This window comes from Streptomyces sp. Ac-502 (assembly GCF_045222935.1).
GTDB classification, from domain to species: domain Bacteria; phylum Actinomycetota; class Actinomycetes; order Streptomycetales; family Streptomycetaceae; genus Streptomyces; species Streptomyces monomycini.
Window position 1 is genome coordinate 80,240 of the sequence record NZ_JBHFFO010000002.1, and the last position, 22,162, is coordinate 102,401.

Genomic DNA, 22,162 nt, shown 5'->3' on the forward strand with positions numbered 1-22,162 from the left:
CAGGACGTATGCCATGGACACCGACCACCTGATGACCCAACAGGGCATGCGCGACTACACCAACGAACAGCTCGCCACCCTCAGGAACGACGCCGCGCAGATCCGCCAGCTCGGCCAGATCGTGCGAGAACGCCTCGCAGCCCAGGTCATCGAAGGCGACAAGCCCGGATCCGCCCGGCGTCGGGCCCGCAAGATGGGCAAGCGCTTCGACAAGGTCGCCGAGCTCCTGCAAAAGGCCGCCGCCGGATGCGAAGGCATCAACTCCGGCTACAAGTACGACGTCCTGAAGCTGCCCGAACGCCGTGCGAAGGCCCTGGAGAAGAAGCAGGCCCGCCGCCAGATGCGGGCCCTGACCCGGGTCAAAGCCCGCGCCGTCGTCGACCGATCCCTGACCGAGTCAGCCCACTCCCTCGCCGCCCCCGACACCGCGTACGGGCCGCCCGTCACACCCCCGCAGCCGGCCGCCCCGCCGCCCCAGTACGTCAGCCCGCAGCCCTACTCCCTGCCGACCACAGGCGCCGCCAACCAGCCGCTGCCGAACATCACCGACCTGTTCCCGGAGGCCCTGTGACCACGCTGGCCAAGGCCCAGCAGCAGACCCTCGCCAACCAAGCGGAGCACTACAACGCGGCCCAGGCGAAGGCCGCGGAACGCGGTCCGCTGCACCTCATCACGTTCTGGACGAACGTGTGCCGCAAGCTCGCCAAGGACGCACTCGAAGCCGGCGATCCGGAGGTCGCGAACCGGCTGGCGGCCCACCTCAACAACTTCTACCGGGACTACACGCAGTGACCGGATTCGTCATCATCACCCGCCGGAAACGAGGTGATGAACCGCCCAACGCGCGTGCGCAACGCGCACGCGCGAGGGTGCCGCACCCGACTACAGCCTGTCAACCCCGAAAGGAGGCGTCATGAGCGACGATTCCACCCGCGGCGGCGATGCCCGCATCCTGAACTTCCCCCGGCTCGGCTTCCGTCTGAGCCCCGCCGCGGGGTCGCCCTCCGGCTCCCCGGACACCTCGCCTACCGAAGTTCCACCCCCGCAGAAGGCGCAAGCGGAACGGGGGAGCAGACCCGGCGCAGCCCCCTGGACATCGTGGACGCGCTTCCGGCTGCGGACTTCAGCCTGGCCCCGGCGACGGCCACCCCGAGCCCCGAGGGCGGGCTGCCGGACACCTTCCGCGGCCCCGGCGACACCTCCCAGGACGCGGGCGGCCGGACGGGTTCCCTGTCCATGGCCGCCATTCTCGCGGTGGCCGTTGCCGCGCTGCGCGGCACCAGCATCGCCCTGGAGGACTGGCGCCAGCGGCGGATGCAGAAGCGCGCCGAGGGCGCCCCGCTGCGCCAGGCCCGCCTCAAGCACCAGCTGGCCATGGAGCAAGCAGGATTCGCGAGCGAGGCGGCGCAGGCCAAGCACGAGCAGGCGATGCACGGGATCGGCGACAAGGCGGCGCAGCAGCGCGCCAAGCAGCAGAATCGCGTGCCCTCGGGCCTGGAGTTCGGCCGCAAGACGGCCGGCGGTGGCGGAAGCGGCGGTCAGCGGTCCGGCGGTGGGGGCAGGAGCGGTTCGGGTTCGTCGGGTGCGTCCGGCACGGGACCCGGCCGCGGCAATAAGCCGGGGGTGGGCCCGCACGGCCGCTCGGGTGCCGGGTCCGGCTTGTCCGGCGGCGGGGGAGGGGCGAAGGGCGGCGGATCGCGGGTCCGCGGGTCCGGTGGCAGTGACCGCGGGGCGTCCGGGCGCGGCCGCCACGGAGGTGGCGGCGCGGGGACGAAGGACCGCTCCGCGTCCGGCGGCTCGGGGGGCGGCTTCGGCAGCGGTGCGAAGGGCACCACGAACTCCGGCGGCCGCGGCGGTGGTAAGGACCGCCGTTCCGGTACCGGATTCGGCGGTACGTCCTCCCGCGGTACGGACAGCGCCGGTGGCGGCTCCTCCAGGGATCGCAGGAACCGCACGAAGACGCCGCAGCGCACCTCCCAGGGCGCCGGCCCCAGCCTGAAGAAGCAGCACAAGACGCACCGCAACGGGGCTCGTGATGCCGGCCGCACCACCTTGCCGGAAGCGCTGAAGGACACGGCGCAGAAGTCCGCCGCCCGGCGGCTCAAGCAGCGCCGCAAGAACCCCGACGCGCCCGCACTGTGGAAGGACACCACCCCCAAAGGCCCCAAGAACAGCACCAAGACCCCGCAGAACAAGAAAAACACCCCAAACCAGTCAGCGAAGAAGACCAAGGGGCCCGGCCCCACCCAGCAGCCCACGGCTGGCGGGGCAAAGGGCCCGCACACCAACACCCCCAAGACACCCAAAGCACCCCGCCCGAACAAGCACTCCGGCGGGAGCAAGAACACCGGCAGCACACGCGGCCCGCGCCGCACCAGCCTCTGGGACGCCCTCAAGCACAACACCGCCACGGCCGCCGGAGCCCGGTGGAACCAGCGGACCGCCGGCGTGCCGCCGCTGTGGAAGAACCACAAACAGCGCACCAAGAAGAACACCCAGAACCAGAACAAGACCAAGCCGTCACCGAAGAGCACACCCAGGACGGGCCCGGGCGGGCCGAAGACGGGACCCGGCACCTCCCAAGCACGCACCTCCCAAGCACGCACCTCCCAGGCGCGTACCGGAAGCAAGGACCGCTGGACCCGGATGCGCAACCGCGCCCGCAACGCCTACGACGCCTGGGCCGCCGGCCCCAAGCCCGGCAGCACCGGAGCCCCGGGCCCGAACGCCAGCCGCGGGCAGAACCACCGGACGCAGACCGGCGGTCCAACCAGCGGGCAGGCCGGTCCGCGGCGCAGCCCCTTCGAGCACGCCGCCAGCACCGGCCCCACCACCGTCACCGTCGAACGCGACGACTACGTCGGCGCGCAGGCCCGCCGCTGGGAGCCCGACGCCCTCACCCAAGGCCAGGGCGCCCTCCCCCGGCCCGCACCCCCCACACCCAGCGGCCGGGCACCACCCGCCCCCGCCCCGTGCCCCCCACCCGCGCCCTTGCTTCCGCCTCCGCCCCGACCGACCCCCGCCTCAAGGAGGCCCGCACCATGGCCCACCAGCACAGCACCACCGTCGCCCACGCCGCCCAGCACATGGACGCCCAGCACGCCACCGAGATCACCCTCGACGACGCGCTGGATGAGTACGACGTCTTCTCCGCCGACGGCTTCCAGACCCACGAACAGTGCCTCAAGCTCTCTGACCGGGCCCGCGCCCTGCGCGACGTCCTCGATGCGTTCACCGCAGACCTCGCCGTGAACCACAACCTCATCGGACGCCTGTTCACCGGCTCGATGGCCCGCCTGTCGGAATCCATGGACCTCCTGGCCCGTATGGCCGACGAGATGCAGATCTCCTCTTTGGAGGCCGCGGAGATGGCGGAGGCCGCCAACGACGACCTCAACGACGCCTACCGGCCCTTCACGCAGGCCACCGCCGACGCGGGCCTGACCACCCCGTCCGCCCCGATCCACAACCAGAGCTGAGGACGCCCTGTGAGCGACGACAGCAACGCCATCGAGCCGACATCCGTGCAGACCGGCGCCGAAGCCGCCGAACCCAGCACCGTGCCCGCGGTCCGCAACGACACCGCACCCACCGGCTGGTCCGCTGCCCTGCACGGCATCTTGAACTTCGTCTCCCTCGCCGGGCGCGTCATCGCCCTGGCCGGAGCTGCCGCGCTCCTCAAAGAGCGGCTGCACCTGCTCAAGGCCCGGATGCACGATGACGCCGACCGGGCCCGCCGCCTGTCCGGCCACCTCCACCAGGCAGGGGCCGATGCCCGATTCCAGGCGCAGACCCTGGAGGTCGCCGCCGCTTTCGACCGGGTCGCCGAGGCCGCCGGCGAGGTCACGAACGCTGCCGACCGGGTGGAAGCCGACGCCCAGGGCGTGCGCGACGCCCACCAGGCCCAGTACGGCGGCATCTACGAAGTCGCCCGGGCCTCCGAGTACGACCAGCCCAAGCCCGGCTTCAACGAAGTCCGCTGACCCAGCCCCCGCCCCTGACCAGAAAGGACACGCCGCGCCGTGGCCCTCGTCGACCAGCCCCTGACCGCCCTCCCGGCAGCGCCGCGGCCCGTGCCCGCGCACAGCATCCGCCGCCGCAAGCGCCTCGAACGCCTCACCTACGGCGCCGCCGCCCTCGGCCTGGCCCTCGGCCCGCACACCGACTTCTGGCCCGCCCACGTCGGAGCCGCTGCCCTCGGCCTGCTCACCACCCGGTGGCTGTGGCGCCAGTGGGACACCGAACCCCGCGGCTGGAGCTTCCTCCAGGCCGCCCAGCGCGCCCTGCCCCTCCTCGCCGGCGCCGGCGCCTACCTCACCCCTCTCCTCACCCCCGGCGGCCCGTGGTGGGAGTGGCTCCTGGCCCCCGCCTGGGGCGCCGCCATGGCCGCCACGACCCCGCTCACGCACTCCGCCCGCCTCACCCCCGAGCACTTCGTCCTGGACGTCCCCCCGCCCGCCCCCTCACCGGCCCAGAACCAGACCCCGGTACCGGACAGCTACCCCGCCTACCGCGCCCACCAGTGGGAAACCGCCAAAGCCACCGGCACCACCCGCCTGACCAGCGTCACCCAGTACGAAGACCCGGACGGCCAGCTGGTTCCGGACTTCTGGGGCATCGTCATCGCCGAAGCCGGCGACGCTGTCCCCGACCTCAACGCCACCACCCTCGCCGCGGTCTTCGACCTGCCGCCCGGCACCGTCACCCTCTCCCTCATCCAGGGCTCCGGCCCCGGCCGCAAACTCCTGACCGCCCGCCCCACCCTGGATGCCCTCGAGCAGCACAGCGCCGACCCGATGGTGCGCCTGTGGAACGAAAAGATCGCCCGCCCGAACGGCGGCGCCGCCGGCATGAACCTTGCCGGATACCGGCGCGAACCCAACCGCATCGCCCTGCGCGTCACCGCACCCGACGAACAGTTCATCCAGCTCAACCAGAAGCAGATCGCCCGCTCCCTCGACTACAAGGACCCCAGCCTCGTGATGATCGAAACCGATGGGCTTGCCGACGGCCTCGTCTCCATCTACAAGAACCATCCGCTCCAGACCGTCCGCGAAGCCACACTTGAAGACCTCACCATGGACGCCGACGGCACCATCGCCATCGGCCTGCGCCCCGACGGCCGTGAAGCACGCATCCCTCTGTACGACCCCGAGATCGGAGCTGTCACCGACCTCATGGTCGGCGCCCCCGGCGCCGGCAAGTCCGTCACCCTGCTGACGATCCTGGCCGCCGAACGCATCAATGGCATCGTCTCCATCGCCGCCGACGCCCAAGACGGCATGTCCATCCCGGAAGCCGACGGCCGCATCTACCACTTCGGCAAAGGCATCGCCGCGACAGCCGCCACCCTGGCCGCATCCAACGACCTGGGCAAATACCGGGAGAAGGTCAGCGCCGCCAACGGCTGGGGCTCCTTCGAACCGGGCAAGCCCTGGCGCATCACCAACGACACCCTCGACGAGCTGAACCGCATCCTGTCCGCAGACGCCACCGTGCCCAAGCCCTTCCGCAAGTGGGTCACCGGCCTCGTCGGCGACAACCAGTCCACCGGCCGCAAGCTCGGCAAGGGCATCCGCTTCGCCGCCCAGTCCATCCACCTCGCCGACCTCGGTGACAAGGACCGCATCCGCGCCAACGCCAAGAACGGCACCGTCTGGCTCGGGCGCACCAACTCCAGCACCACCCAGCACATGGCGTCGGACGGCGTCTTGCCCCCGGCGTCCTCCCGGAACCCATCGCCCGCCACTTCAAGGTCGGCTCCGGCAGCGACATCGACGCGGCCTTCCACGGCAAGCAGGTCAAGAAGGGGCCCAGCACCGCGGGCATGGCCAACATCATCCAGAGTGGCAGCGTCTTCCTCGGCCGGACCTGGTTCGCCCGCAAAGAGAACAAGACCTACCCCGGCCTCATCGCCCTCATGGAGTCTCGCCCCATCCCGCGCCTGACTCCGGAGGAGGACGCCGTCTTTCAGCAGTCCTATGCACGGTGGCTGGCATTCGCCGAGGCCCTCCTCGCAGGCGAAGACAGCGGCGAAGCCGTCCAGGGCGTCACGGACGGACAGACCGCCCTTCTGGACGACGACGAAGACGACGACGCGCCGTCCAGCGGCACCATCAAGGACCGCATCCTCGACCTCCTCGCCGACGGCCAGCCCTGGGCCATCCGCGACATCCGCCGCGCCCTGGACGGCGTGTCGCCCGCCAGCGTCAACAACGCCGTCGGCGAACTCCACCAAGCCGAACGCCTCATCGCCCTGCGCCGAGGCACCTACCAGATCAACCCCAACTGACCCCCACCCCTACCAAGGAGAACCCGCCCCGTGACTCCCCTGCCCGACCCCACCCAGCCGCCCACCGCCGACAAGGCCGGGCAGGCCCACGTCGACGAAACCGCCCGCGCCCTGCTGGACGCCGTCAACGCCGCCATGAGCGAAGCCCACACCACCCTCGCCGCCGAGCAGGCCCCGGCCATCCCCACGTCCTACCGGGACACCACACCCCTGCCCGCCATCGGCACCACCCCGCCCGTACCGCAGCCCGGCAGGCCGCCCATGAGCCAGAAAGCCACCGACGCCTCCGGCCTGATGCTCGCCGGCGGCATCGCCTCCCTGCCCCTCGGTGCGGCCAGCTCGCTTGTGCTGTGGGTGCTGGGCCAGGCCGACCCCGTCCCCCTCGCCATCGGCGGGGCCGCGCCCGTGGCCCTGGTCCTCGCCGTTGCCGTCGCCGTGCGCTGCTTCCGCGGCGTGCACACCGAGCAGCACGACCACTACGAGGGCACCGTCGTGCAGAACACCACGCACCTCACCCAGAACACCAAGGGTCTGATCGCCAAGACCACCAACACTCGCCGACACCACTGACCCAGACCAGGGGGACCATGACCGCATCCGTACGCCGCCGAACCCGCACCCGCCACCACCGCACCGCCCGACGGCCCCGCACCGTACGCATCCCCTGGGGCTGGCTGATCGGCGCACCGCTCGCCCTCTACCTCGTCGCCAAGTCCTGGCCCGTCCAGACCGCCATCGCCACGGTCCTGCTCGCCGCGGCGGGCATCACCTACGCCGTCCGCGCCCGCAGCGGACACGCCCCGCGACTCAACGGACGGATCCGCGTCACCCTGCCCCGCCAGCGCCGCCACGACCGCACCCTCGCCCACTACCAGCGCATGGACGGCACCGCCTTCGAGCACGCCATCGCCGACCTCGCCCGCCGCGACCCCCACGTCCACTCCGCCACCGTCGAAGGCGGCGCCAACGACCGGGCCCTGGACGTCCTGGTCACCCTCGTCACCGGGCACCGCATCGCGATCCAGTGCAAGCGCTACAGCCCCCGCAACCGCGTCCCCGCCGACGCCGTCTACCAGGTGAACGGCACCTACCGGGACTACCACCGCTGCCAGCTCGCCGCCATCGTCACCACATCCGGCTACACCCGCGACGCAATCAGCGCCAACGCCTGCCTCACCCAGCCGATCCGCCTCATCGACGGCCCGGCGCTCGCCACGTGGGCCAACGGCGGACCCGCCCCCTGGAACTGACCCCAGCCGTCAGGCGATGCCCAGCGCCTTGTCCGGCCGGCACACGAAGCACGCCTCGATGCCCTCGGTCAGGAACTGCGCCGCCTGCTCCCGCGTGATCTCCTTGCCCTTACTCTGCGCACAACCGCCCTCGTGTACCCGCAGTGGAGCGCCCTTCGTACCGCCGAGCCGCTCCGTCTCCAGCAGCCACTCCGGCCGCGGCGCCCGGACCGGCTCCGGCCGAAGGCGCTCCCGCTCCTCCATCGCCTCGATCCGTTTCTGCACGGCCTTGAGCTGCAGCTCGAGCCAGGTCTCCAGAGTGCGCAGACGGGTCAGATCCGGCGGCAGATCGTTCATGCTGCGAGCATAGGACGCTCCTGCTTCTGCCACACTGCGTTCAGGTCCCGTCGCTTCCCCCGTGCGACGGGACCGCCCCATTTTGGCCCCGCGGTCCTACCCGGGACGCCGACTGCAAGGTACGAGGTGACGCCAGCTCACTCAGCCCCAGGGGTGATCTTCCATGCTGCCGAGCAGCCGCTGGATCGACGCCACGTCCCGCCGGATCGCCTCGGTCCAGGGCGTCAGGTCCTTGCGGTGCTCCGCCACCGGATCCATCCACTCATCGTCTGAGCGGAGCCTGTCGAAGCCGAGGGAGTCGTTCGGGTTGTCCCGCCACTCGGCGGTCGCCTCGCCGTCCCCCAGGCCATGAACCATCGCTCCTCGCCGGGCCATTTGATGGCGATGGCCTGCTCGTACCGGTGAATACGGATCTGTGGGTGCCGGCTCCCCGGCTGTTCTTGGGTCACGCCCCATCATCATGCCGCCTGCGGCCGTACCTTGCGGCCGGTGTCACAGTTAGGACCCCAGGCCCCTTTCCAGGCTTGGGCAGGGCACCGGGGCAATACGGCCCGGACAAGCATCCGATCCTCGTGCACGATCAGGAAGTGCACGGCCCAGCGGACCTTAGTGTCCCCGCGCCGAGGACCAACGGGCCGTGCACACCCCATACGGCGCCCGCGCGAACCCCCAGGCACGGGCGCCCGCCGCCCGGCCCACGCCGCGGCGGTCGCGGCCCCGCCACCACGTCCCCCGTGCGGCGGGGCCGCCCCTCGTCACTGCACCGCCCGCCACTGCCCGCACCCCCGCGCCGTGAACGACCCGTCCGTACTGCGCACCGTCACCGTGATCTGCTGCGCGGCCGTCGCGAACTGGTTGCCGAGGATCTCCCCGCCCTTCGACGTGCGCTCCCAGTAGCAGTCCTTCACGTCCTTCACCCGGTACGTGCCCGGAGCGATCTCCTCGTCCCCCTGCGGCTTCGCCTTCACCGTGTACGTGCCGTCCCCGTACGACCGCACGAACCCGCCCGCCAGCGCCTTCTTCGCCACCGGCCACCACTTCGGGCACATCGACGGCATCCCCGCCCGCAACACCGCCTCCTCATCCCCCTTGGGCTCCTGCGCCGTGGCCAGCCACTCACCCGGATCCGTTCCGAACCCCTCCTGCACGCCCATCGACTCGCAGATGTCCGCCACATACGCCGACGCCGACGCATACAGCCCGTCCACCGTCCAGCCCTTCTCCTGCGCCGTACGGTCCAGCCGCCCCGCCGGCGTATCCGGGAACTGGCCCAGCGTCGCCTCCCAGGATGTTTCCGGCGCGCTCGGCGCAGCACTCGACGCCGCTGCCCCCGCGGTCGTCTCCGCCGACCCAGGCTTCTCACCACCGCCCCCACCCGAACAGCCCGCCACCAGCACACCAGCAGCCACCACAGCAGCCGCACACCCCACCCCATGCATCCATGTCATGCCCGGGAGGATCGCACCCGTGCCTCACCGGGGGAAGCCGCCCGCCAAAACGAGGGATCATCCAGGTAGGCGCGGGGCCTGTCCGACAACAGCAGCACCAGCCCAGACGGAGTGCCCCCGCCATGGCCGCATCCAAACTCAAGCAAGACGAGACGACCGTCCGCCGCACCCGGCTCCTCGAACTACGCCGCCAGGGAGTCCGCTACGACGACGAGCGGATCCTCACCCTCGGCTACAGCAGCCCCGCCGCCGCCCGCCGCGACCTCAACCGCGCCCTCGCAGCCCACCGCGACGAAGAAGCCGCCGAGGTCTCGGTCTACCGGCAGCAGGAGAACGAACGCCTCGACGCCCTCCTCGAAGCCGCCTGGCCCCGCGCCACCCAGCCCTCCCCGGTCTTCGACAAGGACGGCAACGTCCTCGACCACGCCCTGGACATGCGGGCCGTCGACACCGTCCTGCGCCTGATGGATCGCCGCGCCAAACTCAACGGCCTCGACATGCCCGTCAAGGCCGAACTGTCCGGGCCCGATGGAGGAGCGGTCCCCATCGGCCCCGTCACCGCCGCCGAACTGCACCGCCTCATCGGAGCGGCCGGCGACGGTGACCCCGAAGACACCCCCGAGGACAGCGATGACGACAGCCACACCGGCCAGAACTGATGACCACACCGACCTGATCGCCGCCTACCGTCGTCTGAACCGGGCCCAGCGCCGCACCATCACCCACAGCGCCACCCCCGAACTGCGCACCGTCCTGGCCAGCGTGGAACGCTCCATGGCGCTGCGCCGCTCACCCGGCGCCATGGCCGCCGTCCTGACCGACGGCAAGGAGATGCAGGCCCGGCATCTCGACCTGATCGACGAGGTGTTCCGTGACATCGCCCGCGGCGTCCCCCGCAAAGTCTTGATCACCATGCCGCCGCGGCACGGCAAGTCCCGCCGTGCCGCCCGCTGGGCCCCCTGTGGTTCCTGGCGCGGCATCCCGAACGTCGCGTCATGATCGCCTCGTACTCCGCGGACCTCGCCGACGATCACGGCCGGTGGATCCGCGACGCCATCAACGCCTACGGCGACCAGCTCGGCATCGCCCTGCATGCCGGGTCGAAGGCCGCCAACCGCTTCGACCTGGCCGACCGGACCGGCAACCGCCTCGAAGGCGGCCTGGTCACCGCTGGCGTCGGCGGCGGTCTGACCGGCAAGGGCGCCCATCTCGCCGTCGTGGACGACCCCATCAAGGACGATGCGGACGCCCAGTCCCCGACCATGCGCCGGCGCCTGTGGGAATGGTGGACCTCCGTCCTGCAGACCCGCATCGAACCCGGCGGCTCCATCATCGTCATCCAGACCCGCTGGCACGAAGACGACCTCGCCGGACGCATCCTGGCCGGGGACGACGCCGCCGACTGGACCCTCCTGGACCTGCCCGCCGTCGCCGATCACCCCCAGGACCCGCTCGGCCGGAGCATCGGAGAGCCCTTGTGGCCCGCCCGCTACGGCCTGAACGCCCTGGAGAAGATCCGCCGCGCCGTCGGCGAACGCGTTTGGTGGTCCCTGTTCCAGCAGAAACCGCGCCCCATGGCCGGCGGAGTGTGGGACCGCCACTGGATCGACGCCAACCGCATCAGCACCGCCGTGCTGCGCAGCATCGACCTGCACCGCGTCGTGGTCGCCGTCGACCCGGCCGGCGGGGACAGCAGCGTCAACGACGAAGTCGGCATCATCGCGGCCGCGGCCGCCGCCCAGAGCGTGCACGGCGCCCAGCACGACCGCCCCGAACGCCGCGAGGAGTACTACGTCCTGGAGGACCAGTCGCACAACCTCGGCGCCGACCAGTGGGGCCTGACCGCCTGCGAACTGGCCCTCACCTGGCAGGCCGACGCAATCGTGGTGGAGTCCAACTTCGGCGGCGACATGACCGCCCAGGTCCTCACCCAGGCCTGGCAGGACCTCACCCGCCGCGGCCTGACCCGCGGGATGCTCATGCCGCGCATCGTCCCGGTCACCGCCAAAAAGGAAAACGCCTGCGCGCCGAGCCCATCGCCCAGCTCTACGCCCAGGACCGCGTCCACCACGTCGGCGCCTTCACACGCCTGGAGGACCAGATGGTCACCTGGATGCCCGGCATGGACTCCCCGGACCGCATGGACGCCGCCGTGCACGCCCTGACCGAACTGGCCGAGGGCGACGACGGCACCGTGTACGGCACCTACCAGCGCCGCACCCCGCCCGGCCGCCGCTGACCGGGGCAACACCGCCCACCCACCCCCGTACGCTGATCGAAAGGCGCGGGGCCTGACAGACGAACACGTCCAGGAGGGCGGCCCGTGGGCCTGATCAAGTTGCTCGTCGACCGGTGGGGCCCGCTGAACTACAAGCGCGCCTACGCCGATGCGGCCTACCAGCGCCCCCACCGGGACATCTTCCCCGCCGCGATGCGCGGCTGGGTCCCCGACGAAGACCGCCGCCGCCTGGCCGCCTACACCCTCTTCGCCGCCTACGCCCACAACCAGGCCTGGCAGATCGCCGCCATCAACGACGGCACCGACGCCAGCGAACGCCGCGAATTCGGCGACCCCGCCATGCTCGTCGACGCCCTGGTCTCCCACCTGCTGGGCTCCGAGCAGACCATCACGGTGGCCGGCGCCGAAGACGCCGAACCCGCCGACGGCACCACCCCCGCCCCCGAAGCCGCCCACGCCGCCGCCGTACAGGAGCGGCTGCGCCAGTGGGCCGTCGACGAACTGCTGGCTCTGCGCCTGCAGCAAAACGAACGCAAGACCGTCCGCGAAGGCGACGGGGTCTACCTGCTGGGCTGGGACGCCGCCAAGCAGCGCCCCCGCCTGTCGGTGGTCGACCCCGGCTTCTACTTCCCCGACCTGCCCGACAACGCAGGCGACAGCGCCGACTACCCCACCCGCATCCACTTCGCCTGGGACATCGACGCCGACCCCCGCGACCCCGACGCCAAGGCCAAGCTGCGGCGCATCACCTACGAACTGGCCCCCATCGGCACCGCCACCGTCTCCGACACCGAAAGCGACCCGCGCCGGCCCGTCCGGGTGCCCGCCTTCGCCCCCGACGGCACCACCCCCTGATGACCGGCGGCGACCTGTATGACCCGCAGGCCGGCACCATCAGCCGCCAGTACCCGTGGAACGACGCCCCCTCCACCCTGACCTGCTACCTGACCGACGCCGAGTGGCTCCTGGACGACATCAAAGCCGACCAGGACGTCCACACCCTGGACTACCGCTACGCCACCTTCCTGACAAGCGGAGCCGGGGAAGTCCTCGACCACCTCGACATCCAGCTGGACTTCATCCCTGTCATCCACACCCCCAACACCATCCCCGAGGACGGGCACTGGGGAGAGTCCTCCCTCTCACGCCTGATGCAGCTGTTCGACGAGATCCAGGGCACCGACACCGACTCCTCCCAGGCCTCCGCCCTGACCGGATCACCCATCATCGGAGTCGTCAGCCCCGGCAGCGGCCGCAACCGGGCCGAGCGGGCCCTGCACGCCACCCCCGGCATGATGATCGAGATGGAGCAGGGCGGCAGCCTCAGCACCGTCGACACCTCCAGGAATCTCGCCGAGCTGCGCAACAAGACCGAGGAACTGCGGGACCGGATGTCGCTGATCTCGCGGATGCCGGCCGTCGCCCTGGGCACCCTGGACCCCACCAAGGCCCCTTCCGGGTTCTCCATCGCCCTGTCCTACGGACCCATGGATCCGCTCATTGACTCCCTGCACCTGGCCCGCGACCACAAGTACCGGCTGCTGTTCAAGATGGTGCAACGCCTCTTCCAGGCCGGCCAGCACCCCGACTGGAGCGGCCCCGTCCTCGACGCCCACTTGGTGTGGGGCTCCTACAAGCCCACCGACAAGGCCGCCACCCTTGAAATGGTCCGCGGCGCGGTCACCGACGGCGTGATGTCCCTGGAGACCGGCATCCGCCTGCTGGACGAGGCCGGCTTCCCCATCGACGACATCGGCGAAGAGATCGAAAACATCCAGAAGCGGCGCTTCGCCGACGCCAAGGACCTCGCGGACGCCACCGGCAGCACGGAGGAGGTCGCCAAGTACCTCGGCATCGAGGACCTGGAGCCCGACCCCACACCGCCCACCGTCGTCCTGCCCGCCACCGGCACTCCGGACACCGGCGAACAGGACGCCACCGGCGCTGTGACCAGCGAAGACAGCCAGGCCGGGGAAGGCCGGGGCAACACGAAGTGAGAACTGTGCCATCGTTGATCGCAGGCGCGGGGCCTGACCAAACTCCTGTGGGAGGACTACGCCCCATGCGCCGCCCCGCGCTGCACCGCCCGCACCCGGCCACCGGCTGGTCGCACCCCTACGCCCCGACGCCCCATGTCTTCTACGCCGACGGCGGCACCGAACCCGCCGAGAACACAGGCGCCCCCCAGGCCCCGGCGCCCAGCCCCGCCGACATGCCCCGCCCCCAGTCCTCCAAGCCGCCCAAGCCGCGCACCGACCCCAACCTCCCCGACGGCGAGTTCGCCGTCACGCAGGCCTGGCTGGACCAGCGCTTCGCCGGGGAGAAGGACTCCGGGCGCCGCGCCGGCGGCCAGGCCCTCGCCTCCGACCTCGGCTTCGACGACGTCAACGGGCTGCGCCAGTTCATCACCGAACAGCGCCAGGCCCAGGAAGCCCAGCTCAGCGAAGCCGAACGCCGCGAACGCGAACTCGCCGCAGAGAAGAAGCAGGTCGAGCAGGAGCGCGCCGCCATAGCCGCCGACAAGCGGCTGCTGACCCGCGAGCGCGCCCTGTCCCGCCTCGGCGCCGCCGACACCGAGGACAGCCCCAACCTGCAGTACGCCCTGGCCCTGCTCGAACAGGAACTGCGCGACCAGCCGGACGCCGACCCGGCCACCATCGCCGAGGCCGCCGAGAAGGTGAAGGGCCGCCTGCCCAACCTCTTCGGCGCAACCCAGCACAGCGCCCCCGCGCCGAGCGCCGCTCCTCCGGCACCGACCGGCCTTCCGTCCGGTGGGATGCCCCGGCCCGGCGCCTCCCAGCCCAAGCCCGGCGAACGCGGCCTGGAGATGCTGCGCCGCCGCGGCAAGGTCCGCTCCGACGCCTGACCCGCACCGCACGACCTGAACGCCTGCACGACCTGGGACCACGCCCTCTCCCCGTGGACGCGCACCAGCAGGTGCCGAGCCGCCACACATCCGTCGCCTGCACCAGGAGAGGGCAGTGAACGACTTCCAGCCCATGACCGTGCTCAACGAGACCGCCACGGCCGACCGGCCCTGGCTCGCGTCTCTGGTCGGCACCAACGACACCAACACCATCACCCTGGACCTGAGCAAATTCGTCGCCGGCGTCCACTACGAGACCGGCACCCCGTGGCAGCCCCGCAACGTCCTGAAGTCCGGCATCCCGCTCGGCCTCATCGACGCCACCGGCCTGTACGCCCCGTACTCCGGGCCCACCTCCGAAGCACAGACCGTCACCGTCACCGGCTCGCCGACCGGCGGCACCTACACGATGACGTTCAACAGCCAGACCACCGCCAGCATCCCCTACAACGCGACCGCCGCGCAGGTCAAGGCCGCCCTCGAGGCCCTGAGCAACATCAACCCGGGGGACGTCCTCGTCACCGGCGGTCCCCACCCGGCCACCCCCGTCGTCGTCACGTTCGCGGGCCAGTACCTCGGCGACAACGTCGCCCAGATGACCGCCTCCGCCACGAACCTGACCGGCGGCACTTCCCCGGCCGTCACCGTCACCACCACCACCGGCGGCGGCACCGCGACCGCCACCGACGGCACCGAGAAGCTTGCCGGGTTCCTCGCCACCGAGTCCCTCTTCGCCCCGGGCTCCGCCAAGACCTCCGGCGCGCTGCTGTGGTTCGGCGAAGTCTTCGCCGCCAAGTGCCCGGTCCCGTTCGACCCGAAGGACGTCGCCGGCACCCGCCCCGGCGTCAACATCCACTACCGGTAACCGAGGAGACCGATCAGCATGAGCATCCTTGACCGTCTCCTGCGGAACGTCACCGCCGAGGACATCAACGCCTACGTCAACGGCCAGGAAATCCCGCCCACCTTCGCCCTGACCCGCAGCGTCATCCCGGAGCGGAAGATCTTCGGGCCGAAGTTCCGCATCGAGTCCAACAAGCGGCGCGTCAACGCCGCCAAGTTCCGGGCCTTCGACGCTCCGCACGCGCTGGCCAAGCGGCAGGCCGAGCGGGTCGTCAACGAGGGCATGCTGCCCCCGGTCGGCCAGACGCTGGAGATGGGCGAACTCTCCCTGATCCTGCACCGGGCCCGGCGCGGCTCCGACGAGCAGGAGTTCATCGACGCCCTGTACGACGACCTGGACCGGCACTTCATGTCCGTCAAGATCGCCCAGGAGATCGCGGCAGGCCAGCTCCTGGCCACCGGCCTGGTCGACCTGCCCGGTGTCGGCCTGGACGTCGACTGGAACGTGCCCACGGCGAACAAGCCGGTCGCCGCCGTGCCATGGGACCAGCCCACCGCCACCCCGCTTACCGACGAGATGGCCTGGATCCGCTACCTCAAGAGCGTCGGCGCCCCCGGCCCGCCCGCGTCATCACCTCCGAGCGTGCCGCCTCCGTCCTCGCCTCGAACATCGAGTACCGCTCGGCGTTCTACAACTCCGCCAGCCCGGAGACCACGCCGTCGGCCACCCTCGCCCCGCCGGACGTCAACGCGGTGCGCGCCCGCTGGAACCTGCCGCCGATCGAGATCTACGACGAGCAGGTCTGGCAGGACGACAAGTACATCCGCGTCACCCCCGAAAGCCTGTGGGCCATGGTGCCGCCCAACCCCAATCAGTGGGCCGAGACCCAGTACGGCATCACCGCAGAGCAGGACAACCTCGACCCCGGCGAGAACCCCGGCATCGAGGCGTCGCAGGAACCGGGCATCTACGTCTCCATCGAGAAGAAGGAGAACCCGGTCCAGCTGTCCACCACGGCCAACGCCATCGCCATGCCGGTGCTGTACGTGAACAACTTCCACATCTCCGCGACTGTCCTGTCCGGGAGCTGATCGTGATGGCGAAGCTGATCCGCGCCACCTGGGTCCGCGACCCGGACAAGCACCGCGACATCCTCCTGGACGCGGGGGAGGAGCCGGAGCCGCGCCTGGCGGCCCTGGTCACCAACCCCGACGCCTGGGAGGACGGCAAGCTCCCCGCCGCGGCCAAGAAAGCCGCCCAGGAGCAGTCCACCGAGCCCGCCGACGACTCCGCCAAGGACGAGACGGGCGACAAGCCGGCCGCCGCGAAGAAGACGGCGGCCACCCGGCCGGCTCGGGGCCGGACGTCAGGAGCTGAGGGCAGCAGCGACTGACACGGTGCGGGCTCCGGCAGGGGCGCGCCAGGGCCCGCACCCACACCCATCCCGACCACGACACCCGAGGAGCCTGCGGTGGACGACGCGACCCGGAAGTGGCTGCTGTCTCAGCTCGGCACCGCCACCGACACTGCCGACCTCGACACCCGCTACGCCCGCCTCGGCAGTGCCCGCGCCGTCGCCCTCGAGGTGCTCTACCAGCGCAAGGCCGACCTGCTGGCACAGCCCGCCTCCATCAGCGTCAGCGCCGTCGTGTCCGTCGCGTACACGGAGAACATCAAGGCGCTCGAACGGCAGATCGCCTATCTGGAGGGCGGCGGGTCTCCCGCACCGGACGAACCCAGCACCGACGACCCATCCGGGTTCGGCTGGTCGGTTGTACGTCTCATCGAACGGCCCCGCCGATGACCACGCCCACCCGCACCCGGCGGACCCTCCGGGCCCGGCTCCTGGCCTTCATCCAGGACGCCACCGGACGCCTCACCGCAGCCTGGCGCATCCTTGCCACCGCTCAGGAACGCCTCCTCGCCGCACTCACCGCAGTACGGCCCGGCCGCGGCAGTGGTGCCGCCATCCGCGCCGCCACCGCCGTCTTCCAGCGTCAGCTCGCCGCCTTCGACCGGGCCGTCACCGCTTTCGCCGAACGCTGGGCCAGCGTCGACCTGCCCCTCGCCTACCGCGAAGGCGCCTTCACGATGCTGGACAACGCCGACCGGCCCACCAGCCGCTGGACCTGGACCCGCCGCCACCAAGAGGCCATCACCACGCTCGCGGCCCAGTACTACGTCGACCTCATCTCCCGCCTCGGCGAAGCTCTCCGCCGGGCCCGCGCCTTCCTGCGCGCCGCCCTGGACGCCGCCCGAGGCCGCGGCTTCGACACCGACCAGTTGCGCGCCGACCATCCCCTGGACCGCGTCATCTACGCCGGTGACCACCGCCACCCCGTGCACGCCTGGGCCAGCGCTGCCCTGTCCTGGCAGACCGTGTCCACCGCGAACGCCGGGGCCGCCCGCACCGCGCTGGACGACCTCGGCATCCAGTTCCTCGAGGTCCGCGATGGCCCGGACTGCGGATGGGCCACGCACGACGACTCCGATCGGGCCGACCGCACCGTCCGCACCGTCGCCGACGCCCTGGCTCATCCCCTGGCACACCCGAACTGCCAGCGCGAGTTCCTGCCTCGCATCGACCTAACCGGCCGCACCAACATCAACTCCGGAGCGCCCCTATGAGCACACCTGAAGCCCTCGAAGTCGTGGCCCGCGCCCTGCACGCCTTCACGCTGGCCCACCACCACATCCAAGACGGCCGCTCCCCGCTGGACGACGGCCGTTTCAAGACGTGGGACCAGCTACCGGAGCAGGGGCGCCGCGCCGCCCGGTGGAAGGCGCAGAAGGCTTCCGAGTCAGTCACCTTCGCCGACTTCTACGCCTGGACGACGCTCGCCGAACGCCAGATGGGACACGATGTCCCAGCCGCTGACAGCGACACCGAGCGGACGCGCGGTGCCCGAGCCGAGTACTACCTCGCACAACACCTGATGCGAATCGACGCCGGAGCCCTGCTGTGATGCCCCCGCAGGCAGCACGCACGGTCTACGGCGGGGGCGGAATGCCCGACGAAGACCTGCGGCAGAAGATCTGCACCTGGCTGACCGCGAACGGGATCGACCCGAACAACGTCGCACCCGCCCCGATCTACGTGCTGTCCGTCCCGCGTCTGCATACGGCCACGTCTGGCGAAGAGGCATGGACGATCGACGTCATTGTCTTCACCGAGTACTACCGCAACTCCGACGGCACCAGAGAGGTCAACTTCCTGACCGGCGAGCCCGTCACCTGCCAACGCACCGTGCCACTGCAACATCCCTGGGATCCGACACCAGCTTCGTGAGTACCGCCCCGACACCGCCCCCGGAGACCCTGCATGAACGCGACCGCCATAGCGCTCCTTCACGAGTACCACCGGCGCCTGACGCACTCCGACGTGCGCACCCCAACGCTCGACCCTCTTGCGTCCGCGCAGTTGCAGGGCGAACTCATCGGGCTGAGGGGTGCCCTCGGGATCGCCCTGGGCGGCCGGATCCAAGGCGGTGAAGCCGACGTCCTGGCCGCCGAGAAGTACGCCCGGTGGAAAGACGGTCGGGAGGCCGACGATGCGTCATGCACCTGCGCCCTGTGCGGGGCGGAAGACGATGACTGACCAGCCCGCCGCGTACGGCGTGCGCATCAGCGCGCAGCCCGGCCACGCCTCCATCCGCCTGGACGACACCGAACTGCCTCAAGGGCAGGTGACCGGCTACACGCTGCACCACTCCATCGCTGAGGCCCTGCCCACCCTGGTGCTGCACACCCGCCAGCCGGACGGCGCGGTGTGGGAGGGCCTGGCCCGCGTCGCGATCGGCGTCCAGCAGTCACCGGCCGGCATCGTGCGAGCCTTCCTTTCCAGTGTCGATCCGGTGGAACTGGACCGGGCGGCGATGTCCCGCGCGGACTTCGGCGGCGGCAAAGCCGAGGTCGCCCGAGCCATGCTCGCCGTCCTCACCGACTGGGCACGGGACGGAGACGCCTGATGGCCGGGCTGGACCTCACGCAGATCGCGCGGGTCGTCGAGGACCTCATCCTCCTCGACACCGTGCGCATCGCCCGGCCCGGCACCGGCGCCCCCGTCTTCGACCCCGACACCGGGGAGTACACCTACCCCGAGGCCGCGACCGTCTACGAGGGGCCCGGCGCCGTGCAGGCCGCCAGCGCCGCCACCGGCAACACCAGCCTTCCCGTGCCCAACCTGCCGTGGCCTGCCGAGACCCGCTCCCCGTACCGGGCGCTGACGCCGCTGTCCGCCCCGATCGCCGAGAAGGACATGCTCATCACGGTCGTGTCCGTGCACGCGGGCGGCGATGCGGCGCTCCTCGGCCGCCAGTGGCGTGCCCAGGACCCCAGCCTCGCTGGCACCCTCTCCGCCGTCCGCGTCACGTTCTTGGACCAGGTGCAGCAGAGCAGGGAGGTGTGATGGACCTGGACGAGCTGGCCGACCGGCTGGAGGAAGCGGCGGCCCGGGTGGGGCCCGAGGTGGAACGCACGGTGCACCGGCAGGCGATGCTGCTGCGCGGCCGCATCCGCGCCAACGCCTCCGGGCGGCCAGGGCCGAACGTCATCACGGGCCAGTACCGGTCGTCGTGGGAGATCGACGCGTTCCCGGTGCCGCACGGTGGGGGAGCGGAAGTCGGCACCAACGCCCCACAAGGCCGGCGCCTTGAGTTCGGGTTCTTCGACATGACCGACTCCTTGGGCCGGCACTACTTCCAGCCGCCGTTCCCGCACGTCGGCCCCGCCGTGGACGCCCTCTCGCCGGGATACGAGCACGCGTTCCGGCAGGCGCTGGACGACATCTTCGGAGGCGCTTGATGATCGCGCGCCGAACGGTCACCGCTGCCGTCGCCCAGCTCCTCGCCCAAGCCACCGGCAAGCCCGTCGGCCAGATCACCGTGCCCATCAACCCGAGCACCGGCAAGGCGTACCCGCCGCCGTACACCCTGCTCTACCCGCTGGATCACACCACCGACGACCGCACCCTCGCCGACGCGCACCAGACCGCGGTCACCGTCTACCAGGCCACCTGCGTCTCCGGGCCCGACCCGGCCAAGCCCGACAGCCGCGGCACGGCCGAGCAGGCCGAATGGCTCGCCGACAAGGCCCGCACCGCCATGCTGGCCCGGCCGGCCGACGGCAGCCCCGGCTACGCCAACGCCTTGAACCTGCCGGGCGTCTCCTGCTACCGGCGGGAGGCCGATATCGAGGCCGGGGCAACGTCCGACGCCACAGATGCCATCATCACGTATGTGATCCGCTTCCGGCTCTACCTGGAAGCAGCCGCCTGACATCAGGCGGCTCTACCGCACCGCGGCGGCCCCTATCGCGGACGTGCCACTTCGTGGCCGAGACCCACGCATCGACACGTGTACCAGGGGCCCACCTGTCTGGCCCCGGACCGCCGAGGGGCCACGATGAGGTTCAACCGCAAGGGCACCACGAAAATCAAGTTCCTGCCGATCATCGCGTCCACGGCACTGCTGCCGACCCGCGCCGAGATCACGGCAGGCACCGACCTGACCAAGCACATCGCGGCGATCGACGGCTGGTCCCTGGAGAATCAGCCGATCGAGACGCCCGACATGGAGTCGACCTTCGTCAAGAAGATCGACGGTGACGACTCCGCCGAGGACTCCTCGCTGACCCTCTACGAGGACAGCCTCCTGGACGACGTCGAGACCGATCTCGCCAAGGGCACCGTGGGTTACATGGCGATCTTCTCCAAGGGCGACGTCGCCGCCAACAAGGGCCTGGACATCTTCCCCGTGAAGGTCGCCTCGAACTCGAAGCAGTACACGACGGACAACGAGGCCGCCCAGATCCAGGTGCAGTTCGTCATCACCGACCGGCCCGCCTTCAACCAGACCGTCCCGGCCATGACCTGACCTGACGTACCCGCGTCGCATCACCCATCAGCCCCCGGCCGGGCCCGACGTACTGGGAAGGGCGCCGCGCGCCCGGCCGGGCCTTCCCTGCGGAGACCCGATGACCACCAGCAAGACCACCGCCACCGCCTGGGACCGCCTCGCCAAGCGCCTGGACACCCTCACCCCGGCCACCACGACCTTCACCATCTGCGACGACGCCGACCTCCGCCAGCGCCTGGCCCACGCCAAGACGGCCGTCGACGACGCCGAGACGGCCCTCGCCGGGCTCCAGCCCGAGGACGAACCCCACCGCCCGCTGGTCCGCAAGCGGGCCGAGGACGCCCGCGACGCCCTGGCTGCGGTGCAGGCCGAGTTCGACCAGAGGGCCATTCGCCTGCACTTCAAAGCCCTGGCCCGCCAGGAACTTGAAGCCCTTCAGAACGCGCACCCGGCCAGCGAGAAGGAGGAAGAGGCCGGCGAGGACTACGAGATGGAGACCTTCGCTCCGGCCCTGATCTCCGCTGCCTCCGTGGACGGCATGCCGGTCGAGTACGCCCGGCACCTCCTGGACACCTGGTCCGCCGCCGACGCCCGCGCCCTGTGGCACGCCGCCTGGAGCATCCAGCACCAGTCCCGGGCCGACCTGGGAAAAGGCTGACCGATGACCCAGCGTTCCGGGCGGAGATGGAGCTGTGCGACCGCTGGGGCATCCCCCACTCCCGATTCCGCGGCCACGGTGACGGCACCTGGACGGACCTGGACCGCCGCAAGGCCCTCGCCTACGCCGCCTACACCCGCGCCGTGTGCTCCGGCTGCGGCACCCGCCCGACCGAATGGGACGAGGAATCCGGCGGCGACGAGGACGCCTACCGGGCCGTCACCCACCGGTGCGTCGGCTGCCAGGTCCTCGCCGACCGGCAGAAGAAGGTCCCCCAGGGCGACGAGGGGCACGGCGTGAAAGTGCTGCTCATCCCCACCGCCGTGCACGCCGCCCTTGAGGTCGCCCGCACCCACACCACCCGCCACTGACCG

The 22,162-nt window shown here is 71.1% G+C and carries 33 protein-coding genes and 1 pseudogene; 31 read left to right on the forward strand and 3 right to left on the reverse strand.

Annotated features, from left to right (window positions below; all coding sequences use genetic code 11):
• The first annotated feature begins 13 nt into the window (after positions 1-13).
• The 9 genes from ACEXOX_RS44555 to ACEXOX_RS44595 all read left to right on the forward strand — a co-directional run bounded on the left by ACEXOX_RS44555 (position 14) and on the right by ACEXOX_RS44595 (position 7,542).
• Positions 14-571, forward strand: coding sequence for a hypothetical protein (locus ACEXOX_RS44555; RefSeq protein WP_406526831.1), 558 nt, complete (start codon positions 14-16; stop codon positions 569-571).
• Positions 568-792 (forward strand): hypothetical protein, encoded by a 225-nt coding sequence (locus tag ACEXOX_RS44560; RefSeq protein WP_406526832.1) that lies wholly within the window; start codon positions 568-570, stop codon positions 790-792. The genes ACEXOX_RS44555 and ACEXOX_RS44560 overlap by 4 nt, the downstream gene beginning before the upstream one ends.
• Before the next feature lie 306 nt (positions 793-1,098).
• Complete coding sequence (locus ACEXOX_RS44565; protein ID WP_406526833.1) at positions 1,099-3,252, forward strand: hypothetical protein; 2,154 nt, start codon at positions 1,099-1,101, stop codon at positions 3,250-3,252.
• Entirely contained in the window at positions 3,249-3,479 is a 231-nt protein-coding gene (locus ACEXOX_RS44570; RefSeq protein WP_406526834.1) for a hypothetical protein, read from the forward strand. Before ACEXOX_RS44565 ends, ACEXOX_RS44570 begins: the two co-directional genes overlap by 4 nt.
• A gap of 9 nt (positions 3,480-3,488) precedes the next feature.
• Positions 3,489-3,983 (forward strand): conjugal transfer protein TraB, encoded by a 495-nt coding sequence (locus tag ACEXOX_RS44575; protein ID WP_406526835.1) that lies wholly within the window; start codon positions 3,489-3,491, stop codon positions 3,981-3,983.
• Between the two features lie 39 nt (positions 3,984-4,022).
• Entirely contained in the window at positions 4,023-5,948 is a 1,926-nt protein-coding gene (locus ACEXOX_RS44580) for a hypothetical protein (protein ID WP_406526836.1), read from the forward strand.
• Positions 5,921-6,292 carry a hypothetical protein gene (locus ACEXOX_RS44585; RefSeq protein WP_406526837.1) on the forward strand — a complete coding sequence of 124 codons (372 nt, stop codon included), beginning with the start codon at positions 5,921-5,923 and terminating at the stop codon, positions 6,290-6,292. Before ACEXOX_RS44580 ends, ACEXOX_RS44585 begins: the two co-directional genes overlap by 28 nt.
• A gap of 30 nt (positions 6,293-6,322) precedes the next feature.
• Positions 6,323-6,862, forward strand: a complete 540-nt coding sequence (locus ACEXOX_RS44590; RefSeq protein WP_406526838.1) for a hypothetical protein — start codon at positions 6,323-6,325, stop codon at positions 6,860-6,862.
• A 17-nt stretch (positions 6,863-6,879) separates the two neighbouring features.
• On the forward strand, positions 6,880-7,542 hold the full coding sequence (locus ACEXOX_RS44595; RefSeq protein WP_406526839.1) for a restriction endonuclease: 663 nt from the start codon (positions 6,880-6,882) through the stop codon (positions 7,540-7,542).
• Positions 7,543-7,551: 9 nt separating this feature from the next.
• Here the strand turns inward: ACEXOX_RS44595 and ACEXOX_RS44600 are convergent, their stop codons facing one another.
• The 3 genes from ACEXOX_RS44600 to ACEXOX_RS44610 all read right to left on the reverse strand — a co-directional run bounded on the left by ACEXOX_RS44600 (position 7,552) and on the right by ACEXOX_RS44610 (position 9,326).
• Positions 7,552-7,878, reverse strand: a complete 327-nt coding sequence (locus ACEXOX_RS44600; RefSeq protein WP_406526840.1) for a DUF6233 domain-containing protein — start codon at positions 7,876-7,878, stop codon at positions 7,552-7,554.
• 141 nt (positions 7,879-8,019) lie between these two features.
• Complete coding sequence (locus ACEXOX_RS44605) at positions 8,020-8,235, reverse strand: hypothetical protein (RefSeq protein ID WP_406526841.1); 216 nt, start codon at positions 8,233-8,235, stop codon at positions 8,020-8,022.
• A gap of 398 nt (positions 8,236-8,633) precedes the next feature.
• A complete protein-coding gene (locus tag ACEXOX_RS44610; protein ID WP_406526842.1) occupies positions 8,634-9,326 on the reverse strand; it encodes a hypothetical protein in 693 nt (230 codons plus the stop codon).
• Positions 9,327-9,448: 122 nt separating this feature from the next.
• On the opposite strand from ACEXOX_RS44610, the gene ACEXOX_RS44615 reads away from it, so the two are divergent.
• The 22 genes and pseudogenes from ACEXOX_RS44615 to ACEXOX_RS44720 all read left to right on the forward strand — a co-directional run bounded on the left by ACEXOX_RS44615 (position 9,449) and on the right by ACEXOX_RS44720 (position 22,159).
• A complete protein-coding gene (locus ACEXOX_RS44615) occupies positions 9,449-9,985 on the forward strand; it encodes a hypothetical protein (RefSeq protein ID WP_406526843.1) in 537 nt (178 codons plus the stop codon).
• On the forward strand, positions 9,957-10,325 hold the full coding sequence (locus ACEXOX_RS44620) for a hypothetical protein (protein WP_406526844.1): 369 nt from the start codon (positions 9,957-9,959) through the stop codon (positions 10,323-10,325). The genes ACEXOX_RS44615 and ACEXOX_RS44620 overlap by 29 nt, the downstream gene beginning before the upstream one ends.
• Positions 10,322-11,491 carry a terminase large subunit domain-containing protein gene (locus ACEXOX_RS44625; RefSeq protein WP_406526845.1) on the forward strand — a complete coding sequence of 390 codons (1,170 nt, stop codon included), beginning with the start codon at positions 10,322-10,324 and terminating at the stop codon, positions 11,489-11,491. The genes ACEXOX_RS44620 and ACEXOX_RS44625 overlap by 4 nt, the downstream gene beginning before the upstream one ends.
• A gap of 158 nt (positions 11,492-11,649) precedes the next feature.
• Positions 11,650-12,420: a hypothetical protein gene (locus tag ACEXOX_RS44630; protein ID WP_406526846.1), complete on the forward strand. Its 771-nt coding sequence runs from the start codon at positions 11,650-11,652 to the stop codon at positions 12,418-12,420.
• A complete protein-coding gene (locus ACEXOX_RS44635; protein WP_406526847.1) occupies positions 12,420-13,562 on the forward strand; it encodes a hypothetical protein in 1,143 nt (380 codons plus the stop codon). Before ACEXOX_RS44630 ends, ACEXOX_RS44635 begins: the two co-directional genes overlap by 1 nt.
• 65 nt (positions 13,563-13,627) lie before the next feature.
• Positions 13,628-14,431: a hypothetical protein gene (locus ACEXOX_RS44640; protein WP_406526848.1), complete on the forward strand. Its 804-nt coding sequence runs from the start codon at positions 13,628-13,630 to the stop codon at positions 14,429-14,431.
• Positions 14,432-14,546: 115 nt separating this feature from the next.
• A complete protein-coding gene (locus ACEXOX_RS44645; protein ID WP_406526849.1) occupies positions 14,547-15,296 on the forward strand; it encodes a hypothetical protein in 750 nt (249 codons plus the stop codon).
• An 18-nt stretch (positions 15,297-15,314) separates the two neighbouring features.
• Positions 15,315-15,821, forward strand: a pseudogene (locus ACEXOX_RS44650) (major capsid protein); the annotation flags it as partial.
• Positions 15,815-16,366: a major capsid protein gene (locus ACEXOX_RS44655; RefSeq protein ID WP_406526850.1), complete on the forward strand. Its 552-nt coding sequence runs from the start codon at positions 15,815-15,817 to the stop codon at positions 16,364-16,366. The pseudogene ACEXOX_RS44650 and the gene ACEXOX_RS44655, both read left to right, overlap by 7 nt.
• 5 nt (positions 16,367-16,371) lie before the next feature.
• On the forward strand, positions 16,372-16,668 hold the full coding sequence (locus ACEXOX_RS44660; protein ID WP_406526851.1) for a hypothetical protein: 297 nt from the start codon (positions 16,372-16,374) through the stop codon (positions 16,666-16,668).
• A gap of 78 nt (positions 16,669-16,746) precedes the next feature.
• Complete coding sequence (locus ACEXOX_RS44665; protein ID WP_406526852.1) at positions 16,747-17,079, forward strand: hypothetical protein; 333 nt, start codon at positions 16,747-16,749, stop codon at positions 17,077-17,079.
• A complete protein-coding gene (locus ACEXOX_RS44670; RefSeq protein ID WP_406526853.1) occupies positions 17,076-17,903 on the forward strand; it encodes a hypothetical protein in 828 nt (275 codons plus the stop codon). Before ACEXOX_RS44665 ends, ACEXOX_RS44670 begins: the two co-directional genes overlap by 4 nt.
• Positions 17,900-18,241 carry a hypothetical protein gene (locus ACEXOX_RS44675; protein ID WP_406526854.1) on the forward strand — a complete coding sequence of 114 codons (342 nt, stop codon included), beginning with the start codon at positions 17,900-17,902 and terminating at the stop codon, positions 18,239-18,241. Before ACEXOX_RS44670 ends, ACEXOX_RS44675 begins: the two co-directional genes overlap by 4 nt.
• Positions 18,242-18,282: 41 nt before the next feature.
• On the forward strand, positions 18,283-18,564 hold the full coding sequence (locus ACEXOX_RS44680) for a hypothetical protein (RefSeq protein ID WP_406526855.1): 282 nt from the start codon (positions 18,283-18,285) through the stop codon (positions 18,562-18,564).
• Positions 18,565-18,597: 33 nt separating this feature from the next.
• Positions 18,598-18,873 (forward strand): hypothetical protein, encoded by a 276-nt coding sequence (locus tag ACEXOX_RS44685; RefSeq protein ID WP_406526856.1) that lies wholly within the window; start codon positions 18,598-18,600, stop codon positions 18,871-18,873.
• On the forward strand, positions 18,866-19,243 hold the full coding sequence (locus ACEXOX_RS44690) for a hypothetical protein (RefSeq protein WP_406526857.1): 378 nt from the start codon (positions 18,866-18,868) through the stop codon (positions 19,241-19,243). The genes ACEXOX_RS44685 and ACEXOX_RS44690 overlap by 8 nt, the downstream gene beginning before the upstream one ends.
• Positions 19,243-19,683 carry a DUF6093 family protein gene (locus tag ACEXOX_RS44695; RefSeq protein WP_406526858.1) on the forward strand — a complete coding sequence of 147 codons (441 nt, stop codon included), beginning with the start codon at positions 19,243-19,245 and terminating at the stop codon, positions 19,681-19,683. The genes ACEXOX_RS44690 and ACEXOX_RS44695 overlap by 1 nt, the downstream gene beginning before the upstream one ends.
• On the forward strand, positions 19,683-20,078 hold the full coding sequence (locus tag ACEXOX_RS44700) for an HK97 gp10 family phage protein (protein ID WP_406526859.1): 396 nt from the start codon (positions 19,683-19,685) through the stop codon (positions 20,076-20,078). Before ACEXOX_RS44695 ends, ACEXOX_RS44700 begins: the two co-directional genes overlap by 1 nt.
• Positions 20,078-20,551 (forward strand): hypothetical protein, encoded by a 474-nt coding sequence (locus ACEXOX_RS44705; protein ID WP_406526860.1) that lies wholly within the window; start codon positions 20,078-20,080, stop codon positions 20,549-20,551. Before ACEXOX_RS44700 ends, ACEXOX_RS44705 begins: the two co-directional genes overlap by 1 nt.
• A gap of 126 nt (positions 20,552-20,677) precedes the next feature.
• On the forward strand, positions 20,678-21,148 hold the full coding sequence (locus tag ACEXOX_RS44710; RefSeq protein WP_406526861.1) for a hypothetical protein: 471 nt from the start codon (positions 20,678-20,680) through the stop codon (positions 21,146-21,148).
• A gap of 100 nt (positions 21,149-21,248) precedes the next feature.
• Positions 21,249-21,788, forward strand: a complete 540-nt coding sequence (locus tag ACEXOX_RS44715; RefSeq protein ID WP_406526862.1) for a hypothetical protein — start codon at positions 21,249-21,251, stop codon at positions 21,786-21,788.
• 26 nt (positions 21,789-21,814) lie between these two features.
• Complete coding sequence (locus tag ACEXOX_RS44720; RefSeq protein ID WP_406526863.1) at positions 21,815-22,159, forward strand: hypothetical protein; 345 nt, start codon at positions 21,815-21,817, stop codon at positions 22,157-22,159.
• Positions 22,160-22,162 lie beyond the last annotated feature (3 nt).

Bases quoted from the DNA above. Each gene is read 5' to 3' on its own strand.
- ACEXOX_RS44655 (WP_406526850.1), top strand. From the start codon at position 15,815: ATGGGACCAGCCCACCGCCACCCCGCTTACCGACGAGATGGCCTGGAT.
- ACEXOX_RS44710 (WP_406526861.1), top strand. From the start codon at position 20,678: ATGAGGTTCAACCGCAAGGGCACCACGAAAATCAAGTTCCTGCCGATC.
- ACEXOX_RS44705 (WP_406526860.1), top strand. From the start codon at position 20,078: ATGATCGCGCGCCGAACGGTCACCGCTGCCGTCGCCCAGCTCCTCGCC.
- ACEXOX_RS44670 (WP_406526853.1), top strand. From the start codon at position 17,076: ATGACCACGCCCACCCGCACCCGGCGGACCCTCCGGGCCCGGCTCCTG.
- ACEXOX_RS44660 (WP_406526851.1), top strand. From the start codon at position 16,372: ATGGCGAAGCTGATCCGCGCCACCTGGGTCCGCGACCCGGACAAGCAC.
- ACEXOX_RS44600 (WP_406526840.1), bottom strand. From the start codon at position 7,878: ATGAACGATCTGCCGCCGGATCTGACCCGTCTGCGCACTCTGGAGACC.
- ACEXOX_RS44675 (WP_406526854.1), top strand. From the start codon at position 17,900: ATGAGCACACCTGAAGCCCTCGAAGTCGTGGCCCGCGCCCTGCACGCC.
- ACEXOX_RS44635 (WP_406526847.1), top strand. From the start codon at position 12,420: ATGACCGGCGGCGACCTGTATGACCCGCAGGCCGGCACCATCAGCCGC.
- ACEXOX_RS44695 (WP_406526858.1), top strand. From the start codon at position 19,243: ATGGCCGGGCTGGACCTCACGCAGATCGCGCGGGTCGTCGAGGACCTC.
- ACEXOX_RS44690 (WP_406526857.1), top strand. From the start codon at position 18,866: ATGACTGACCAGCCCGCCGCGTACGGCGTGCGCATCAGCGCGCAGCCC.
- ACEXOX_RS44640 (WP_406526848.1), top strand. From the start codon at position 13,628: ATGCGCCGCCCCGCGCTGCACCGCCCGCACCCGGCCACCGGCTGGTCG.
- ACEXOX_RS44605 (WP_406526841.1), bottom strand. From the start codon at position 8,235: ATGGTTCATGGCCTGGGGGACGGCGAGGCGACCGCCGAGTGGCGGGAC.
- ACEXOX_RS44620 (WP_406526844.1), top strand. From the start codon at position 9,957: ATGACGACAGCCACACCGGCCAGAACTGATGACCACACCGACCTGATC.
- ACEXOX_RS44715 (WP_406526862.1), top strand. From the start codon at position 21,249: ATGACCACCAGCAAGACCACCGCCACCGCCTGGGACCGCCTCGCCAAG.
- ACEXOX_RS44595 (WP_406526839.1), top strand. From the start codon at position 6,880: ATGACCGCATCCGTACGCCGCCGAACCCGCACCCGCCACCACCGCACC.
- ACEXOX_RS44555 (WP_406526831.1), top strand. From the start codon at position 14: ATGGACACCGACCACCTGATGACCCAACAGGGCATGCGCGACTACACC.
- ACEXOX_RS44625 (WP_406526845.1), top strand. From the start codon at position 10,322: ATGATCGCCTCGTACTCCGCGGACCTCGCCGACGATCACGGCCGGTGG.
- ACEXOX_RS44685 (WP_406526856.1), top strand. From the start codon at position 18,598: ATGAACGCGACCGCCATAGCGCTCCTTCACGAGTACCACCGGCGCCTG.
- ACEXOX_RS44680 (WP_406526855.1), top strand. From the start codon at position 18,283: ATGCCCGACGAAGACCTGCGGCAGAAGATCTGCACCTGGCTGACCGCG.
- ACEXOX_RS44610 (WP_406526842.1), bottom strand. From the start codon at position 9,326: ATGACATGGATGCATGGGGTGGGGTGTGCGGCTGCTGTGGTGGCTGCT.
- ACEXOX_RS44615 (WP_406526843.1), top strand. From the start codon at position 9,449: ATGGCCGCATCCAAACTCAAGCAAGACGAGACGACCGTCCGCCGCACC.
- ACEXOX_RS44700 (WP_406526859.1), top strand. From the start codon at position 19,683: ATGGACCTGGACGAGCTGGCCGACCGGCTGGAGGAAGCGGCGGCCCGG.
- ACEXOX_RS44585 (WP_406526837.1), top strand. From the start codon at position 5,921: ATGGAGTCTCGCCCCATCCCGCGCCTGACTCCGGAGGAGGACGCCGTC.
- ACEXOX_RS44720 (WP_406526863.1), top strand. From the start codon at position 21,815: ATGGAGCTGTGCGACCGCTGGGGCATCCCCCACTCCCGATTCCGCGGC.